The organism is Paractinoplanes lichenicola (genome assembly GCF_016785085.1).
Lineage (GTDB): Bacteria > Actinomycetota > Actinomycetes > Mycobacteriales > Micromonosporaceae > Actinoplanes > Actinoplanes lichenicola.
The window spans coordinates 528,604-544,338 of sequence record NZ_JAENHO010000002.1 but is presented as its reverse complement, the minus strand read 5'-3'; the positions used below and the strand labels follow the sequence as shown (position 1 = coordinate 544,338).

Genomic DNA, 15,735 nt, shown 5'->3' with positions numbered 1-15,735 from the left:
GAGGGCTCGCGGTTCAGCCGTGGGCGGAGATGGCGCTCACCCCGGCCAGCAGGGCGTTGATCTCGGCCGGGGCCGCGGGCTTGCCGAACAGGTAGCCCTGCCCGTGGTCGATGCCGATGCTGCGCAGCGTCGACCACTGCTCGTCGGTCTCGATACCCTCGGCCACGGTCTGCATCTTGAGCGCCTGCCCGAGGCCGGCCACGGCGTCGACCAGGGCCACGTCGTCGTCGTCGATGTGCACGTCGTCGACGAACGTCTTGTCGATCTTGATGACGTCGACCGGGAGCTGCTTGAGATAGCTGAGCGACGAGTAGCCGGTGCCGAAGTCGTCGATGGCCAGGCGTACGCCCAGCCCGCGCAGCGCGTGCAGGGTGCGCTTGGCGGTCTCGATGTCCTCCATCAGCATCGACTCGGTGATCTCGAGGGTGAGCGAGGCGGCGTCGACCCCGGCGTCCGCGAGCGCGGCGGCGACGTCGTCGACCAGGCCCGCGTACTGGAACTGCCGGGCCGAGAGGTTGACGTTGATCTTGAGGTCGGCCGCGGCCGGCGACTCGGCCCGCCAACGGGCGAGCTGGGTGCAGGCCTCCCGCAGCACCCACCGGCCGAGCGGCACGATCAGGCCGTTGGCCTCGGCGGCGGCGATGAAGTGATAGGGGCCGAGCAGCCCGTCGCGCGGGTGCTGCCAGCGCACCAGCGCCTCGACCGAGGTGACGCGCTGGGTCTGCATGTCGACCACCGGCTGATAGAGCACCAGGAACTCGTCGTGCTCGAGGCCGTGCTCCAGGTCGCTGCGCAGCTGCGCCTCCTCCAGCACCGACATCGTCATGGTCGGGTCGAAGACGGCGTAGCCGTTGCGGCCGGCCCGCTTGGCGGCGTACATCGCCAGGTCGGCGTTGCCCAGCAGGTGGTCGGCCGAGGAGCCGTTCTCCCCGTACGCGGTCGAGGTGGCGATGCCGATGCTCAGTGAGCAGGTGACGTCGCGGCTGGCCAGGCGGATCGGTTCGCGGATCGTGCGGACCAGCCGCTCGGCCAGCGCGGCGGCGTCACCCGGTTCGAGGTCGTGCATGAGGATCGCGAACTCGTCGCCGCCGAGGCGAGCGAGCACGTCGGAGGGGCGTACGTGCCGGCGCAGCCGACCGGCGATCGTCGAGAGCAGGTCGTCGCCCGCGCTGTGCCCCAGGTTGTCGTTCACCAGCTTGAAGTCGTCGAGGTCGAGCAGCAGCACGGTGACCGGGTTGCCGCCGGGGGCCGACACGGCCTCCTCCAGCCGCCGCCGGAACAGGGCGCGGTTGGGCATGCCGGTCAGCGAGTCCGTGTACGCCTGCAGGTGCAGCTTGTCCTCGAGCGCGCGGCGGGCGCCGATGTCGCGCAGGCTCACCACGACGGCCTCGATGTCCGGGTCGTCCATCCAGTTGGTGGCGAGCACGTCGAGGTAGACCCACTCGCCCTCCGCGTTGCGCAGCTGCGACTCGGCCCGCCTGCTCTGCCCGGTCGGCAGGGCCAGCAGATCGTCCAGGAACGTGCCGGCCAGGACCCGGCGCTCGTCGGGCAGCAGCTCGTTGAGCCGGTTGCCGACCATCGCGGCGGCCTCGAAGCCGAGGAGCTGCCCGACGGACTCGTTGGCGTACCGGATCGTGGTGTCCGGCCCGATGGCGATCACCGCGTCGGCCGAGGCGGCCAGCATCGTCTCGGCGCGGTGCTCGGTGGCCTGGCGGCGGTCGTCGAGCCAGCGCCGGCTCTTCGCGTAGATCGCGGTCAGGCCGACCACGCAGGCCATCATCGCGACGAGCACGAAGGTGGTGCCGGCGGTGGTACCCGCGCGGACCGGGAGCAGGACGGCGTAGCCACCGATCGCCATCACGCCGAGGCCGATGACGAAGCGGGGTGACCAGAGGGCGGCCGCCGTGACCAGCAGCAGCACCGCGGCGGGCAGATAGAGCATCCAGCCGTCGGGGTCGACCCAGCCGAACAGCAGCATCACCGGCAGCTCGCCGAACCACCAGGCCACCAGCCAGCGTTTGGTGCGCCCGTCGCGCACCAGCCGGCTCCACGGCAGCGAGAACAGGGCCAGCTGGGCCAGTACGGCCAGCGCCACCGGGATCAGCCACCACCGGTCCAGCGGGTCCCAGCCCATCGCGATGCGGGCGCCGCCGATCGCGGTGACCACGGCCGCGATGCCGGCCCCGATGCGCAGCTGGCGCGCCCAGTACTCGGCAGTGTGATCGTCCATCTCGACATTCCGCACGGGCGCCTCGATCGGCTCACCGTTCTGCAACCTGAGTCTTTCGGGGGTCATGACAAATGTCAGTGGCTGAGTGAGTGCTCGCTCATTAGAGTGGTCGGACGTGGAGAACAAACGACGGCGTGTGCCCGCGCTCGCGCCCGAGGAGCGGCGCGAGGCCTTGATCGCCGCCACGATCCCGTTGCTGCACGAGCACGGGGTCGACGTCAGCACCCGGCAGATCGCCCAGGCCGCCGGCGTCGCCGAGGGCACGATCTTCGGGGTCTTCGAGACGAAGACGTCGCTGGTCGTGTGCTCGGTGATCAAGGCGCTGGACGCCCAGCCGACTGTCGACGCGCTGGCCGCGATCGACCGGTCGGCCCCGCTGCGCGACCGGCTCGTGCGGGCGGCCGAACTGCTGCACGCCCGGTTCGCGGAGAACGCACAGATCATGACGGCCGCGCGCAAGCTGGTGATGACCGGCGACGCACCGGCCCACATGGTCGCGAACCGGGAGCGGCTGCACACGGCGCTCACCGAGGTCATCACGCCGGGCGCGGAGGAACTGCGCCGGCCACCGGCGGCGGTGGCCTCACTGCTGCTGCTCTTCTGCGGCGCCAACACGTACGGGCCGTTCGGCGACCCGGACAACTTCAGCGGCGAGGACACGGTATCCCTGCTGCTCGACGGACTGCTCATCCGACGGGGGACCCACTAGTGCTCATCCAGCTACTCAGGAAACATCTACCGCCCTACCGGCGAGACATCACGCTCGTCGTGCTCTTCCAGTTCCTGCAGACCCTGGCCACGCTCTATCTGCCCACGCTCAACGCCGACATCATCGACAACGGCGTGGTCAAGGGCGACACGGGCTACGTCATGCAGATCGGCGGCTGGATGCTCGCCGTGACCGTGGGCCAGATCGCCACCCAGATCGTCGCGGTCTACTTCGGCGCCCGTACGGCCATGGCGGTCGGACGCGACGTGCGGGGCTCGATCTTCTCGCGGGTGCAGGAGTTCTCGGCCCGCGAGGTCGGGCAGTTCGGCGCCCCCTCGCTGATCACCCGCACCACGAACGACGTCCAGCAGATCCAGATGCTCGTGCTGATGACCTTCACGCTGATGGTCTCGGCGCCGATCATGTGCGTCGGCGGCATCGTGCTGGCCCTGCGGCAGGACGTGCCGCTCTCGGGCCTGCTGCTGGTCATCGTCCCGATCCTGGTCACCGTGGTGGCGCTGATCATCGTGCGGATGCGGCCGCTGTTCCGCTCGATGCAGAAGCGGATCGACCGGGTCAACCAGGTCATGCGCGAGCAGATCACCGGCATCCGGGTGATCCGCGCGTTCGTCCGCGACGAGCGCGAGCAGGAGCGCTACGAGGTCTCGAACGACGAGCTGACCGACGTGTCGCTCAAGGCCGGCAAGCTGATGGCGCTGATGTTCCCGAGCGTGATGCTGATCGTGAACCTGTCCAGCGTCGCCGTGCTCTGGTTCGGCGGCCACCGCATCGACTCCGGCGCGATGCAGATCGGCGCGCTCACCGCGTTCCTCAGCTACCTCATGCAGATCCTCATGTCGATCATGATGGCGACCTTCATGTTCGTGATGATCCCGCGGGCCGAGGTCTGCGCCGAGCGGATCGAGGAGGTGCTGGACACGGAGTCGAGCGTCGCCCCGCCGGCCCGGCCCGTCACCGAGGTCACCCAGCACGGCCGGCTCGACCTGCGCGACGTCGACTTCCACTACCCCGGCGCCGAGTCGCCGGTGCTGTGCGGGATCGGCCTGACGGCCCGGCCGCGCGAGGTCACCGCGATCATCGGCAGCACCGGCAGCGGCAAGACCACGCTGCTCAACCTGGTGCCGCGGCTGTTCGACGCGACCGGCGGCCAGGTGCTGGTGGACGGCGTCGACGTGCGCGAGCTCGACCCGGGCCTGCTGTCCCGGCTGGTCGGCCTGGTGCCGCAGCGGCCCTACCTGTTCACCGGCACGGTGGCTTCCAACCTGCGGTACGGCAACCCCGACGCGACCGACGAGGAGCTGTGGCAGGCGCTCGAGGTGGCCCAGGCCCGTGACTTCGTCGAGCGCATGGAGGGCGGGCTCGACGCCCCGATCGCCCAGGGCGGCACGAACGTGTCGGGCGGCCAGCGGCAACGGCTCGCGATCGCCCGGGTGCTCGTGCACCGGCCCGAGATCTACCTGTTCGACGACTCGTTCTCGGCGCTCGACTACGCCACCGACGCCGCGCTGCGGGCCGCGCTGACCGACCACATCGCCGACGCCACCGTGGTGATCGTGGCCCAGCGGGTCAGCACGATCCGCGACGCCGACCGGATCGTGGTGCTCGACGACGGCCGGGTGGCCGGCACCGGCACTCATGCCGAGCTCATGGACACCAACGCCACGTACCGGGAAATCGTTCTTTCGCAGCTCACGGCTCAGGAGGCCACCGCATGACCGCGCCTCGTCGACCCGGACCGCCGGTGGGTGGACCGCCCGCCGTCCGGATGATGGCCGGGCCCGCCCCGACCGAGAAACTGCAGGACTTCAAGGGCTCGACCCTGCGGTTGCTGCGCCGGCTCAAACCGCAGCGGGTGCTGGTCGGCTTCGTGATGCTGGCCGGCGCGGTCAGCGTCGCCCTGTCCGTGATCGGCCCCTACCTGCTCGGCCACGCCACCGACGTGATCTTCCGCGGCGTGATCGGGCAGATGTTCTCGCCCGGGGAAACCAAGAACGATGTGATCGGGGCCCTCCGCGCCCGGGGCGAGAACACCCAGGCCGACCTGCTCTCGGCGCTCGACTTCACGCCGGGCCGGGGCATCGACTTCGACCAGCTGGCCCGGGTGCTGGCCTGGGTCGCGATCGTCTACGTGTTCGCCTGGCTGTTCGGCATCCTGCAGGGCCGGATCACCGCCACCGTGGTGCAGCGGGCGGTCTATCACCTGCGGCAGGAGGTCGAGGCGAAGCTGTCCCGGCTGCCCCTGTCGTATTTCGACCAGCAGCCCCGCGGCGAGGTGCTGAGCCGGGCCACCAACGACACCGACAACATCGCGCAGACCCTGCAACAGACGTTCGCGCAGCTCATCACGTCGCTGCTGATGATCGTCGGGGTGCTCGGGGCGATGTTCTGGATCTCTCCCCTGCTCGCCCTGATCGCGCTGGTCACGGTGCCGGTGTCGTTCTTCGTGACCACCGCCGTCGGCAAGCGCTCGCAGCCCAACTTCGTCGCGCAATGGGCCACCACGGGCCGGCTCAACGGGCACATCGAGGAGATGTTCACCGGGCACTCGCTGGTCAAGGTGTTCGGCCGGCAGGACGAGGCCTCGGCCGTCTTCCAGGAGCACAACGATAAGCTGTACGCGTCGTCGTTCCGCGCCCAGTTCATCAGCGGCCTGATCCAGCCGGCCATGATGTTCATCAGCAACCTGAACTACGTGCTGGTGGCCGTGGTCGGTGGCCTGCGGGTGGCCTCGGGGTCGTTGTCGCTGGGCGAGGTGCAGGCCTTCATCCAGTATTCGCGGCAGTTCAGCCAGCCGCTGACCCAGGTCGCCTCGATGGCCAACCTGATCCAGTCGGGTGTCGCCTCCGCCGAGCGGGTGTTCGCCCTGCTCGACGCGCCCGAGCAGTCGCCCGATCCCGCAGTCAAGGACCTTCCTCCCGTACGGGGTGAGATCGTCTTCGACGACGTCTCGTTCCGCTATGTTCCCGACAAGCCGCTCATCTCCGGCCTGTCGCTGTCCGTCGCGCCCGGTCAGACCGTGGCCATCGTCGGGCCGACCGGTGCGGGCAAGACCACGCTGGTCAACCTGCTGATGCGCTTCTACGACGTCGACTCGGGGCGGATCCTGCTCGACGGGGTCGACATCGCCACGATGCCGCGCGAACAGCTGCGCGAGGAGATCGGGATGGTGCTGCAGGACACGTGGCTGTTCGGCGGCACGATCGCGGAGAACATCGCGTACGGGGCCGACTCGTTCGACATGACCGCGGTGCAGGCGGCGGCCGAGGCGGCCCACGTCGACGCGTTCTGCCGCACACTGCCCGACGGCTACGACACGGTGATCGACGAGGAGGGCTCGAACGTCAGCGCCGGCCAGAAGCAGCTGATCACGATCGCCCGCGCATTCCTGGCCGAGCCGTCGATCCTGATCCTCGACGAGGCCACGAGCTCGGTCGACACCCGTACGGAGGTGCTGATCCAACGGGCGATGGCGACGCTGCGCGAGAACCGCACGTCGTTCGTGATCGCCCACCGCTTGTCGACGATCCGCGACGCCGACGTGATCCTGGTGATGGAGAACGGGTCCATCGTCGAACAGGGCACCCACGAGTCGCTGATCGCGGCCGGTGGGGCCTACGCGCGGTTGTACTCGGCGCAGTTCGCGCAGGCGGTGGCCGAGGTCGACTGAGCTCTGAACAAAAGGCGACGGGGGCGGCCGAGTGGCTGCCCCCGTCTTCGTTCTTTACTTACTTAACGGTCGACTTGATCTGGTCGGTGAAGGCCGGCAGGGTGCCCTTGCCAGGCTCGCCGCCAACCCACGCCCGCAGGACGACCGAGGTGCCCGACTTGAACTTGGGCGAACCGCGCCAGACACCGTCGGCGCCCGTCTTGCCGCTCCACTTGGTCACCCAGGCGCCGTTCACCCACTGCTGGACGGCAGCGGTCTGACCGGCTCCCCAAGGCATGCCCTTGACGCCCAGGTTCAGCTGACCCTTGGTCGAGGTCGAGACCACGAACACCGGGTCCTGCTGCACCCACACGGCGATCTCGTTGGACTTCACGCCCTGCGAGAGCGTCGCGAAGCGCGTGCCCCAGGTGATGTTCTGCTCGAACCAGTAGTAGCCGTCCTCGTCAGCGGTCACGTTCTTGACCCACTTGAGGGCGCCGCCACCGACGGTCGCGCTCCACAGCTGGACCTGCTTGCCGGGGGCAACAGTGCCCTCGACCTCGACCTTGGACGGGCCGACAACCTTCGTGGGCTTCGCCATGATGGTCGGCTTGGGAGCCTCACCGGGCTCACCCGGCTCCTCCGGCGCGGTGCCGTGGGCCGCGATGGTGATGACACCCTCGGTCACGGTGCCGACGTTGCCCTCGCCATAACCGGTGACCCGGATGGTCTCGGCCGGCTCAGCGCCGGGCGTCACGAGCAGCGGAACCTTGGCCACGTCGATGACAGTGCCCTCGACCGTGCCCTTGGCGATGGTCCACGGGGTGGCACCCGGGTTGGTGAAGTCGTCCGCACTCGCGGCCCGCTTGCCGTCCGACGCGCCGCCGGCGAAGACGACGGTCAGCTTGATGTCGTCGTCGGCCCAGCCGCTGACGACACCGGTCACCTGGACCGTCTCGCCTTCCTTGCCGGTCACATTGTTGATCTCGAGGTCCGGCGCCTTGTCATCGTTCGACAGGGTCAGCGTCGACGTCGTGGCCGCGGCGCCCGTCGCCAGGTTGGCGATAGTGCCGGCCGACGGCGTGGCGGTGAACTTCGCCCACTCCGCCTTCTCGTGGATCTTGTCGCCGTTCACCAGAACAACGACGTAACCCTCGGTCTCGCCGGCCTGGATGTTCACCGTCGCGTTGCCCTCGGTCAGCAGGCTGTAGTCACCGGAGCCGATGGTGTTCACGTTGAAGGTGTCCGAGGCCGCACCGGCGCCGGAACCCGTCGTGTCCGTGACGTCGAACGAGATCGCCTGGGAGCTGGGGTTGCTCAGCTTGACCGGGAGCAGGACCGCGTGCGGCATGTTCCCCTCGTCCATCGTCACGCTGTCGAACTTGAACGTCGGGGCGGCGTCGTCGTCCTTGATCGTGATCAGGGCCGTCGAGGGGCTGTAGCCGACGAATTCCGACGAGGTGGCGATGCTGAAGGTCTCGTCCGGCTCGTCCATCAGGTCACCGTTGATGTCGACGGTGAACGTCTGCTTGGTGGAGCCGGCCGGGAAGGTGACCGTGCCGCTGGTCGGCATGTAGTCGACGTTGGCCGTCGCGGTGCCGGGGGTCGTCTTCCACATCACGGTGACCGGGGTGGAAGCGGCCTGGCTCAGCGTCGCGGTGAAGGTCGCCGGCTTGCGGCCGTTGTTGCCCTCGTCGATGCTGACCGGCGTGACACCGGTGGTCAGGTCCTTCTCGTCGATGATCGTGCCCATGGCGGACGCCGGGGTGCCGACCGTGGCACCCGTCGCCTTGTCCAGCCCGATGGTGAAGTCCTCGGGCTGCTCGTAGACGTCGTCCTTCTTGAGCGGGATCAGGATATTGGCGGCCACCGTGCCTGCCGCCGGATTCGGCGCCGTGGCGGCGGGAACGGTGACGAACCGCTTGGTCGCGTCGGCGTCGTAGTCGAAGTCCGTGCCGGCAGTCGCGGTGCCGTGGCCGGTCATCGGCGTGGTGGTCAGCGACGACCACCAGGCCTTGATCTCGGTGTCGGAGCCGTGGTCGGCGGTGACCTTGAAGCTGGCGCTCGTGCCTTCCTTGGCGTCAGCGGCCTTGGCAATGCTCAGAACGGGGTCGACCGCATCCTTCGGGTCGTCCTTGATCTGGACCTTCACCTGCTGCGGCAGAACATTGCTCGCAGGACCGGTGCCCAGCACCGTCAAGTCCTCGACGAGCGCACTGTCCTTCAGGCCGTCGCTCGTGATCGTCACATCTTCGGCCTTAAAAGTGCCGCCGACCGGGATCGTCACGACCTTGTTCGCCAGCGCCGTGTAGTCGGTCGCGACCTTAGCGGTGCCGTCGAGAGTGGTCAGGTTGACCGTGTAGGCCTTCTCGGCCGTCCAACCCGTGGGCAGCGCCGCCGTGACCGTCGCCTTGGCCGGGGTCAGCGAGCCGGCCGCGGCTTCCTGAGCCGGCGTCGTCGACGCCGGCGTCGTCAGAGTGAAGGACGGCGCGTCACCGTCGGTGATCGTCAGATCCGCCGTCGTCGCGGTGTCGTCACTCCCGTTGACCGCCTTGACCACGAAGGTCTCGTCACCCTCGTAGATCTGGTCAGCCGCCGCCTTCACCGTGATGGTGCCAGTGGTGTGGGTGGTGTCGACCGAGATAGTGGCGGCGCTGGTGAGTGCGAAGTCCGTGGAGCTGGCGTGGTTCGCGCTGACCGACGGAACAGCGCTGATCGAGTACGAAGCGGGACTGGCGTTGACTGCCGCCCCGTTGTACTTGTAGTCGATTGTGAGAATGCCGTTCTCAGCGACCGTGGTCGACTGGGGCGTGAGCACAAGGTCACCCGGGTCGGCCATCGCCGGCGAGGAATACACGAGTGCGGGCGCAACGCCGATGGCAGCTGCGACGGCGGCAGAAAGCACCATCCGCACGGGCTTTTTGCCAAACAGCGCGAACGGAACGGAGCCGCTCGTCGCCGCATGGGCTTCTGAATAGGCCATGTCCTTCTGTTCTCCTTCGGCGGCTGGGCTGCCTCCGTCGGGGGAGGCCCCTGGCTTTGCGTCTCCGCCTCGCGGCGGGTTTGCCTGTTCGGGTACCGCACCGATGGCGGGGCTCGGGGAAACCGGCTTGGGCCGGCCGAGCAGCGAAAACCGAGAAAGATCCGGCTTCTCGCCTTCCGTAATCTAACCGGCCTATCGCCTCGTTACCGGCGGAACGGTTTTTTCGGCTTAAATCGGCCAAACGCTCTAAGCCGAGGGGTGCCGCAGCATGCATTCGACCAGCCCGGACGCCGGCAAACAGACCGGTCTGGTCAGGCGGAGACCGTAAGCCGTCGGCGTCGGAGGGCGGCCCGCAGCAGCCACGGCGCGGTGCCCACGGCCAGGAACAGCGTGAGCAGCGGCAGGCGCCACCACATGGAGATGTGGCGGGACGGCGGTTCCGCGGGCGGGGTGGCGACCCACAACCGGGCGGACTTGGACCAGGCCAGGAACGCGTCGCCGATCGGGGCCAGGCCGAGGGCGTACCGCTTGGTCCAGGGGGTGGAGAGCGGTAGGCCGGCCACCTCGCCGAACTGGGACAGGCCCGTGGCCAGGGAAGCATCGCCGTGGACGCGGGCGGCGCCGATGGTGACGGCGGTGGCGGAGAGGCTGATGCCGAGGACGAGCGGGCCCGAGTCGACGTTGGCGGGGCCGTCGAAGCCGACCGGATACTCCCGTACGGCGGGGCCGAGGCCCAGCGGGGCGTCGAGGAACCACGTACGGAATCGGGTGTATTGCTGGGTGGCGAAGTCGGCGTCGATCTCGGGCAGGAAGCGGTTGATCATGCTTTGCGAGGTGCCTTGGGCCCCGGAGGTGGGCTCGCCCGTGTCGGCGTCGGCCGTGTGCGGGATCAGCTGGGTGGCGGGGTCGAGGCTCGCCCGCACGTTGGCCAGCCAGACGATCGTCGTGACGTCGTATTTGGGGGTGAGCAGTTTGTCGTGCAGGCGGAGCGACGCCATGGCCACCGTCGAGTCGACCGGCCACGCCTGGCCGGGATAGGAGACCAGGTAGGGCGTGGGGGACCCGTCGAAGGCGGCGGCGATCTCGGCCGAGTCCTGCTCGAACCTCCGCACCTCGGCGGGGTCGCGCGACAAGGAAACGATGCCGCCGCGCAGCCAGTTGACCCAGCCGCGGTAGAAGACGCCGTACCGCAGGGGCATGTCGCCGCCGAAGGGGGCCCGGCCCGCGTCCGACTCGAGGTGGGTCAGGGCCCAGCGCGCGTCGTCGGCCCGGCCCTCGTCGACCGCCGTCAGACCGTACAGGGCGTACAGGAAGAAATAGCCCTCGGGGAAGAGCTCCTGCGCCTGCTCGGCCGCGCCCGATTCCAGCTCGGCGCGGAGGAAGGCCAGCTGCGGGGAGATGCCGCCGCCGGCCGGTGCGGTCAGGCGGGCCGCGCCCAGGGCGGCGGTAGCCGTGATCGCCACCGCGAGCACGAGCCGCACGATCCTCAGCACCGCACGAGCTTAGACGGCATGATCAAATGGGGATGCCTCTCCACTTACGCGTCGCGGCGATCTCAGGGAACTGACAGCGCGTGGTTGTTGTCCGTTCATCCCGAACATCACATCCGGCCCGAGTTGGCTTGTTCGTAACCTGTTGGCCACCGGAAAGCCGGACGAGACTGATGGCGTGAGGTTGACCAAGCTTCCACGCATATTGGAGTGCGCATTAATGAATGCTCTGCGTTCCAAGAAGACCCTGGCGCTGGTGGCGGCCGCGGTCGTCGCGATTCCGTCGGCCGCCCTGGCCGGCGACGGCCACCACGACAACACCCAGGCCGCCCGGCAGGCGATCAAGGGTGGTCAGGCTCGCAACGTCATCCTGCTCATCGGTGACGGCATGGGCGACAGCGAGATCACCATCGCCCGCAACTACCAGGTCGGCGCGAACGGCCGCCTGGCGATGGACAAGCTGCCGCTGACCGGCGCCTACACCACGTACGCGGTGCAGAAGGACGACCCGAGCAAGCCCGAGTACGTGACCGACTCGGCCGCCTCGGGCAGCGGCTGGGCCACCGGCCGCAAGACCTACAACGGCGCGATCTCGGTGACCCCGGACGGCAAGCCGCAGCCGACCATCCTCGAGCTGGCCAAGAAGGCCGGCTACCGCACGGGCGACGTCACCACGGCCGAGCTGCAGGACGCGACCCCGGCCGTGCTCGGCTCGCACGTGATCAACCGCGACTGCAAGGGCCCCGACGCGATGGCCACCTGCGCGGTCAACGACAAGGTCAACGGCGGCGCCGGCTCGATCGCCGAGCAGCTCGTGCAGACCAAGCCCGACCTGCTGCTCGGCGGCGGCAAGCAGTACTTCGACCAGACCGTCAAGGCCGGGCAGTACAAGGGCAAGACCGTCACCCAGCAGGCCCAGGCCAACGGCTACCACGTCGTGACCGACGCCGCCGGGCTGGCCGCGGCCAAGGGCGACAAGCCGATCCTGGGCGCGTTCGCCAAGAACAACATGGACCTCGAGTGGGTCGGCCCGAAGCCGACGCGGACGGGCACCACGCCCGCCAAGTGTGAGGTCAACACCGCCCGTACGGCGACGCAGCCGCACCTGGTCGACATGGCCACCAAGGCGATCGACGTGCTGGACAAGCAGACCAAGCACAGCCGCCAGGGCTTCTTCCTGCAGATCGAGGGCGCCTCGATCGACAAGCAGGACCACGCGGCCAACCCGTGCGGCCAGATCGGTGAGACCGTGGCCTTCGACGCCGCGATCAAGAAGGTGCTCGAATACCAGAAGCGCAACCCCGACACCCTGGTCGTCGTCACCGCCGACCACGGCCACACCAGCCAGATCGTCGAGGAGGCGACCCTCGGCTACACGGCCACGCTGATCACGCACGACAACGCGAACATGACGATCAGCTACGCCACGGCCGAGATCACCGGCTCGCAGCAGCACACCGGCACCGAGGTGCGGATCGCCGCGGGCGGCCCGCAGGCGGCCAACGTGCTCGGCGTGACCAACCAGACCGACCTGTTCTTCACGATGAAGCGGGCGCTGGGCGTTCGCTGACCAGTCGCAAGGCCAGGGCCGGGCAACGGTCCACCGCTTGACGTGCCGCCGGCTCCAGGGCCGGCGGCACCGTCATGTCACCCCGGGCCACCGGAAAGCCCCAGTCGTCCTCAGTGAGCAACTCGGGCAGCAACTCGGCGCACAGGCCGCGCCCGTCACACGCCGTCCAGTCGACGTGCAAGCGGCGGCTTGCCGGCTCTTGCCCGCGGCCGATCCTCGTCGTCTCGGCGTGGCTCATCGGTGGCTCCTCTCGGCCAGGCATTGTCCGGCCAGATGCGCGGTGGCGTCGGCGTGGAAGGCGCGCATGGCGCTGTGGATCAGGCGGGCCGTGCCGTCCGGGTGGCGGCAGGCGCCGCGACCGGTGACCAGGCGGGCCAACCGCTCGACCTCGGCCGGCAGGCCCGGTCGGGCTCGGCGTGCGGCCAGGTCGGAGAGCGTGCTCGCGAGCCTGGGCAGACCGTTGACGCACGGCCCGCATTGGCCGGCGCTCTGCTCGGCCAGATAACCGGCGATCCGGGCCGTCTCGACGAGCCCGCACGCGCCGACCGGCAGCGCCATGATCACGCCGGCGCCGGGACTGCCCCCGTACGGCGTAAGAGCCGCGCGACTGACCGGCAGGCGAGGGTCGGCCGGCACCCAGGCGCCGTGATACCCACCGACGAGCACCGCGGCGAGTGGCGCCGTGGCCCCACCCGCGGCCGCGATCAGGTCACCCAGCGCCACCCCGTAACCGGCCTCGACCACGCCCGGTGACGCGACCGCGCCACTGACCGTGGCCAGAAAGGTGCCCGGCTCGTCATAGGTGCCGGCCGCGCGGAACCAGCCGGGCCCGTAGCGCGCGATCATCGCCAGGTGCGCGAGTGTCTCGACGTTCTGCACCAGGGTCCCCGCGTCGGTGATCCGCACCAGCTTGTCGGCCGGGACCGCACCCTGGCCCGCTACGGCCGACGCCACCGCGCTCTCCTCCCCCGCGACGAACGCGTCGGGCGCCGCGACCAGCCGGACCGGCACCCGATCGAGCCCGGCCGACCGGCGCTGGTCGAGCAGGCGGGCCAGTGCGGGGTGGGCCGAGGCGGGCACATAGAGAACAGCGCTCCGGGCTCCGGCCGCGACCAACTGGAGGCCGTCGAGAACCAAGTTCGGCGCGTACGCGAGCAGGGCCTTGTCCTTGCCGCTGGCCGGCTCGCCCTCGGCGCCGTTCGCGATCACCACGGCGGGCCGGTTGGTGGCCGCGACGGCGGCGAGCTTGCGCCACAACGGGAAGCCGGCGCCGCCGCGACCGGTCAGCCCGGCGTCGCGGGCCATGCCGATCACCTGGGTGAGGTCGGCGGCGGGCAGGCGGCCGTGCTGGGTCAGGTGGACGTCGAGCCGGGTCCCGGCGGGGTCGGCAAGCAGCCTGGACTCCACCGAGCTGCCGGGTGGTGCCTCCGCGACGCTGGTCATCGAACCTCCTCGTACGAGCCGGGCTGAGCCGACGCCCGAGCGCCGAAATGGGCCGGCGGCGGAGTGCCGGGCTGGGGCGGAGTGCCGGGCTGGGGCGGAGTGCCGGGCTGGGATGGGGTGCCGGGCTGGGTCAGGGCTGGGGTGGGGGCGGGGAGCAGGCGTGGGTTGATGTGCCGTCGCGCTCGTTCGGGGAAGCGGGAGAAGGACGGGGCCAGGCGCCAGCCCACGGCGGCCACGACGAGCAGCGTGCACAGGGCCGAGATCGTCCAGAGCCAGACCGTGCCGTTGTCGGAGCCGGTGCCGAGGCCGTGCAGCAGCGCGACCGGCCAGCACAGGTAGGCCAGCCAGTGCACGATCCGCCAGACCCGGGCGCCGAGCCGCTTGCGGAGCAGGCTGGTGATCACGATGGCGAGCAGCAGGTCGAACGCCAGCGTGCCCAGGCCCTGCCAGACCGGGCGGTAGTTGCCCGCGAACGGCAGCACCAGGTCGAAGACGCGCAGCTGGGCGTACGGGTCGAAGAGCAGGCTGACCACGTGCCCGGCCAGGAACACCACGGCCAGCAGGGCGGCGTTGCGGTGCAGCAGGTTCACGGCGAAGCGGGGCAGGCCGAACGCCGTACGGCCGCTGCGGGCGCCGATGCCCAGCGCGACCACCACGGTCAGCAGCACGAGCGAGACCACGCCGCTGCCCCGCGCGAAATACCACAGGGCGTCGGTCATGACAGACCCGCAAAAGACGCCGGCCACCCGCCGAGCCGCAGCACGTCGAGGGCCGGGGTGACGAGCCGGCTGGGTGCGCCGCCGAGCAGGGCCGGGGCGTCGTGACCGCGGACGATCGCGGCCGTGCTCAGGGTGTTGGCCCGCAAGCAGGAAAAAGCGGCGACCGAGACCGTACGCCACACGCGCGGCGCGGGCCGGCCGGTGCGCGGGTCGACGATGTGGTGCAGCAGTTCGCCAGGCCGGCCCCACGTACGCGATGCCGTGCTCGACGTGGCCATAGCCGCGCCCGCCGGAAGCCGTACGGTGCAGGAAGGGTCTTCCGGACGGTCCCGCACCAGCACGCGCCAGCCGCCGTCGGGCCCGTCGCCGGCGGTCGCGATGTCTCCGCCCAGCGCGACCAGCACGCCCACGCCGAGCTCGGCCGCGATCCGGGCGGCGGCCCGGTCGGCGGTGACCGCCTTGGCCGTGGCCCCCAGGTCGAGCAGCACCCCGGCCGGCACGGTCAGCTCGCGGTCCTCGAGCCGCACGGACCGCCAGTCGGGGGCCGTGAAGACGCGGACCGCTGGCGCCACCTCGCGCCCGGTCAGCGCCGCGAAGTCCCGGTCGTAGCCGAGGCCGCACAGCGCCGCCCCCACGGTCGGGTCGACGTCGCCGCCGGTCTCGCGGGCCGCGGTCAGCGCCGCGGCGACCAGCTCGGCCAGCAGCGGGCTGACCGTGACGGGCCGGCCGGTGCAGGCTCGCCGCAGCTCGGAGTCGTCGCGGAACCGGCTGCAGGCCCGGTCGACGGCGGCCAGCTCGGCCTTGAGAACAGCGGCGGCCGAACTCAAGCGCTCGGGGTCGGTGACGACCACCCGGGCGACGGTCCCCCAGACATTCCACTGGGCCGTATCAACGCCGACGGGCAATGCCTCGATGAGCGGCATG

General features: G+C 70.0%; 11 protein-coding genes and 1 riboswitch. Of the genes, 4 read left to right on the top strand and 7 right to left on the bottom strand.

Annotation, left to right across the window (positions count from 1 at the left end):
• Positions 1-13: 13 nt before the first annotated feature.
• Positions 14-2,296, bottom strand: a complete 2,283-nt coding sequence (locus JKJ07_RS07035; RefSeq protein WP_236028456.1) for a putative bifunctional diguanylate cyclase/phosphodiesterase — start codon at positions 2,294-2,296, stop codon at positions 14-16.
• A 49-nt stretch (positions 2,297-2,345) separates the two neighbouring features.
• Here JKJ07_RS07035 and JKJ07_RS07030 point away from each other — a divergent pair, with 49 nt between their 5' ends.
• The 3 genes from JKJ07_RS07030 to JKJ07_RS07020 are packed head-to-tail and all read left to right on the top strand — an operon-like array spanning position 2,346 to position 6,627.
• Positions 2,346-2,939, top strand: coding sequence for a TetR/AcrR family transcriptional regulator (locus JKJ07_RS07030; protein WP_202990407.1), 594 nt, complete (start codon positions 2,346-2,348; stop codon positions 2,937-2,939).
• A complete protein-coding gene (locus JKJ07_RS07025; RefSeq protein ID WP_202990406.1) occupies positions 2,939-4,675 on the top strand; it encodes an ABC transporter ATP-binding protein in 1,737 nt (578 codons plus the stop codon). Before JKJ07_RS07030 ends, JKJ07_RS07025 begins: the two co-directional genes overlap by 1 nt.
• Positions 4,672-6,627, top strand: coding sequence for an ABC transporter ATP-binding protein (locus JKJ07_RS07020; RefSeq protein WP_202990405.1), 1,956 nt, complete (start codon positions 4,672-4,674; stop codon positions 6,625-6,627). Before JKJ07_RS07025 ends, JKJ07_RS07020 begins: the two co-directional genes overlap by 4 nt.
• Positions 6,628-6,685: 58 nt before the next feature.
• Here the strand turns inward: JKJ07_RS07020 and JKJ07_RS07015 are convergent, their stop codons facing one another.
• A complete protein-coding gene (locus JKJ07_RS07015; RefSeq protein WP_202990404.1) occupies positions 6,686-9,514 on the bottom strand; it encodes a Calx-beta domain-containing protein in 2,829 nt (942 codons plus the stop codon).
• A gap of 90 nt (positions 9,515-9,604) precedes the next feature.
• A riboswitch (cyclic di-GMP riboswitch) is annotated at positions 9,605-9,684 on the bottom strand.
• 216 nt (positions 9,685-9,900) lie between these two features.
• The gene (locus tag JKJ07_RS07010) at positions 9,901-11,082 is read right to left on the bottom strand and encodes a hypothetical protein (RefSeq protein WP_202990403.1); all 1,182 of its coding nucleotides are present in this window, start codon (positions 11,080-11,082) and stop codon (positions 9,901-9,903) included.
• Between the two features lie 217 nt (positions 11,083-11,299).
• On the opposite strand from JKJ07_RS07010, the gene phoA reads away from it, so the two are divergent.
• Positions 11,300-12,649 carry an alkaline phosphatase gene (gene phoA, locus JKJ07_RS07005; protein WP_202990402.1) on the top strand — a complete coding sequence of 450 codons (1,350 nt, stop codon included), beginning with the start codon at positions 11,300-11,302 and terminating at the stop codon, positions 12,647-12,649.
• Here the strand turns inward: phoA and JKJ07_RS07000 are convergent.
• The 4 genes from JKJ07_RS07000 to JKJ07_RS06985 are packed head-to-tail and all read right to left on the bottom strand — an operon-like array spanning position 12,618 to position 15,734.
• On the bottom strand, positions 12,618-12,887 hold the full coding sequence (locus JKJ07_RS07000; RefSeq protein ID WP_202990401.1) for a ferredoxin: 270 nt from the start codon (positions 12,885-12,887) through the stop codon (positions 12,618-12,620). The genes phoA and JKJ07_RS07000 overlap by 32 nt on opposite strands.
• Entirely contained in the window at positions 12,884-14,092 is a 1,209-nt protein-coding gene (locus JKJ07_RS06995; protein ID WP_202990400.1) for an NADH-ubiquinone oxidoreductase-F iron-sulfur binding region domain-containing protein, read from the bottom strand. The genes JKJ07_RS07000 and JKJ07_RS06995 overlap by 4 nt, the downstream gene beginning before the upstream one ends.
• Entirely contained in the window at positions 14,089-14,811 is a 723-nt protein-coding gene (locus tag JKJ07_RS06990) for a ferric reductase-like transmembrane domain-containing protein (protein ID WP_202990399.1), read from the bottom strand. The genes JKJ07_RS06995 and JKJ07_RS06990 overlap by 4 nt, the downstream gene beginning before the upstream one ends.
• Positions 14,808-15,734 (bottom strand): FAD:protein FMN transferase, encoded by a 927-nt coding sequence (locus JKJ07_RS06985; protein WP_202990398.1) that lies wholly within the window; start codon positions 15,732-15,734, stop codon positions 14,808-14,810. The genes JKJ07_RS06990 and JKJ07_RS06985 overlap by 4 nt, the downstream gene beginning before the upstream one ends.
• Between the last annotated feature and the right edge of the window lies 1 nt (position 15,735).

Excerpts from the sequence above, each read along its gene's own strand:
- JKJ07_RS07035 (WP_236028456.1), bottom strand. The coding sequence starts at position 2,296 with ATGACCCCCGAAAGACTCAGGTTGCAGAACGGTGAGCCGATCGAGGCG.
- JKJ07_RS07020 (WP_202990405.1), top strand. The coding sequence starts at position 4,672 with ATGACCGCGCCTCGTCGACCCGGACCGCCGGTGGGTGGACCGCCCGCC.
- JKJ07_RS07015 (WP_202990404.1), bottom strand. The coding sequence starts at position 9,514 with ATGGTGCTTTCTGCCGCCGTCGCAGCTGCCATCGGCGTTGCGCCCGCA.
- phoA (WP_202990402.1), top strand. The coding sequence starts at position 11,300 with ATGAATGCTCTGCGTTCCAAGAAGACCCTGGCGCTGGTGGCGGCCGCG.
- JKJ07_RS07000 (WP_202990401.1), bottom strand. The coding sequence starts at position 12,887 with ATGAGCCACGCCGAGACGACGAGGATCGGCCGCGGGCAAGAGCCGGCA.
- JKJ07_RS06995 (WP_202990400.1), bottom strand. The coding sequence starts at position 14,092 with ATGACCAGCGTCGCGGAGGCACCACCCGGCAGCTCGGTGGAGTCCAGG.
- JKJ07_RS06990 (WP_202990399.1), bottom strand. The coding sequence starts at position 14,811 with ATGACCGACGCCCTGTGGTATTTCGCGCGGGGCAGCGGCGTGGTCTCG.
- JKJ07_RS06985 (WP_202990398.1), bottom strand. The coding sequence starts at position 15,734 with ATGCCGCTCATCGAGGCATTGCCCGTCGGCGTTGATACGGCCCAGTGG.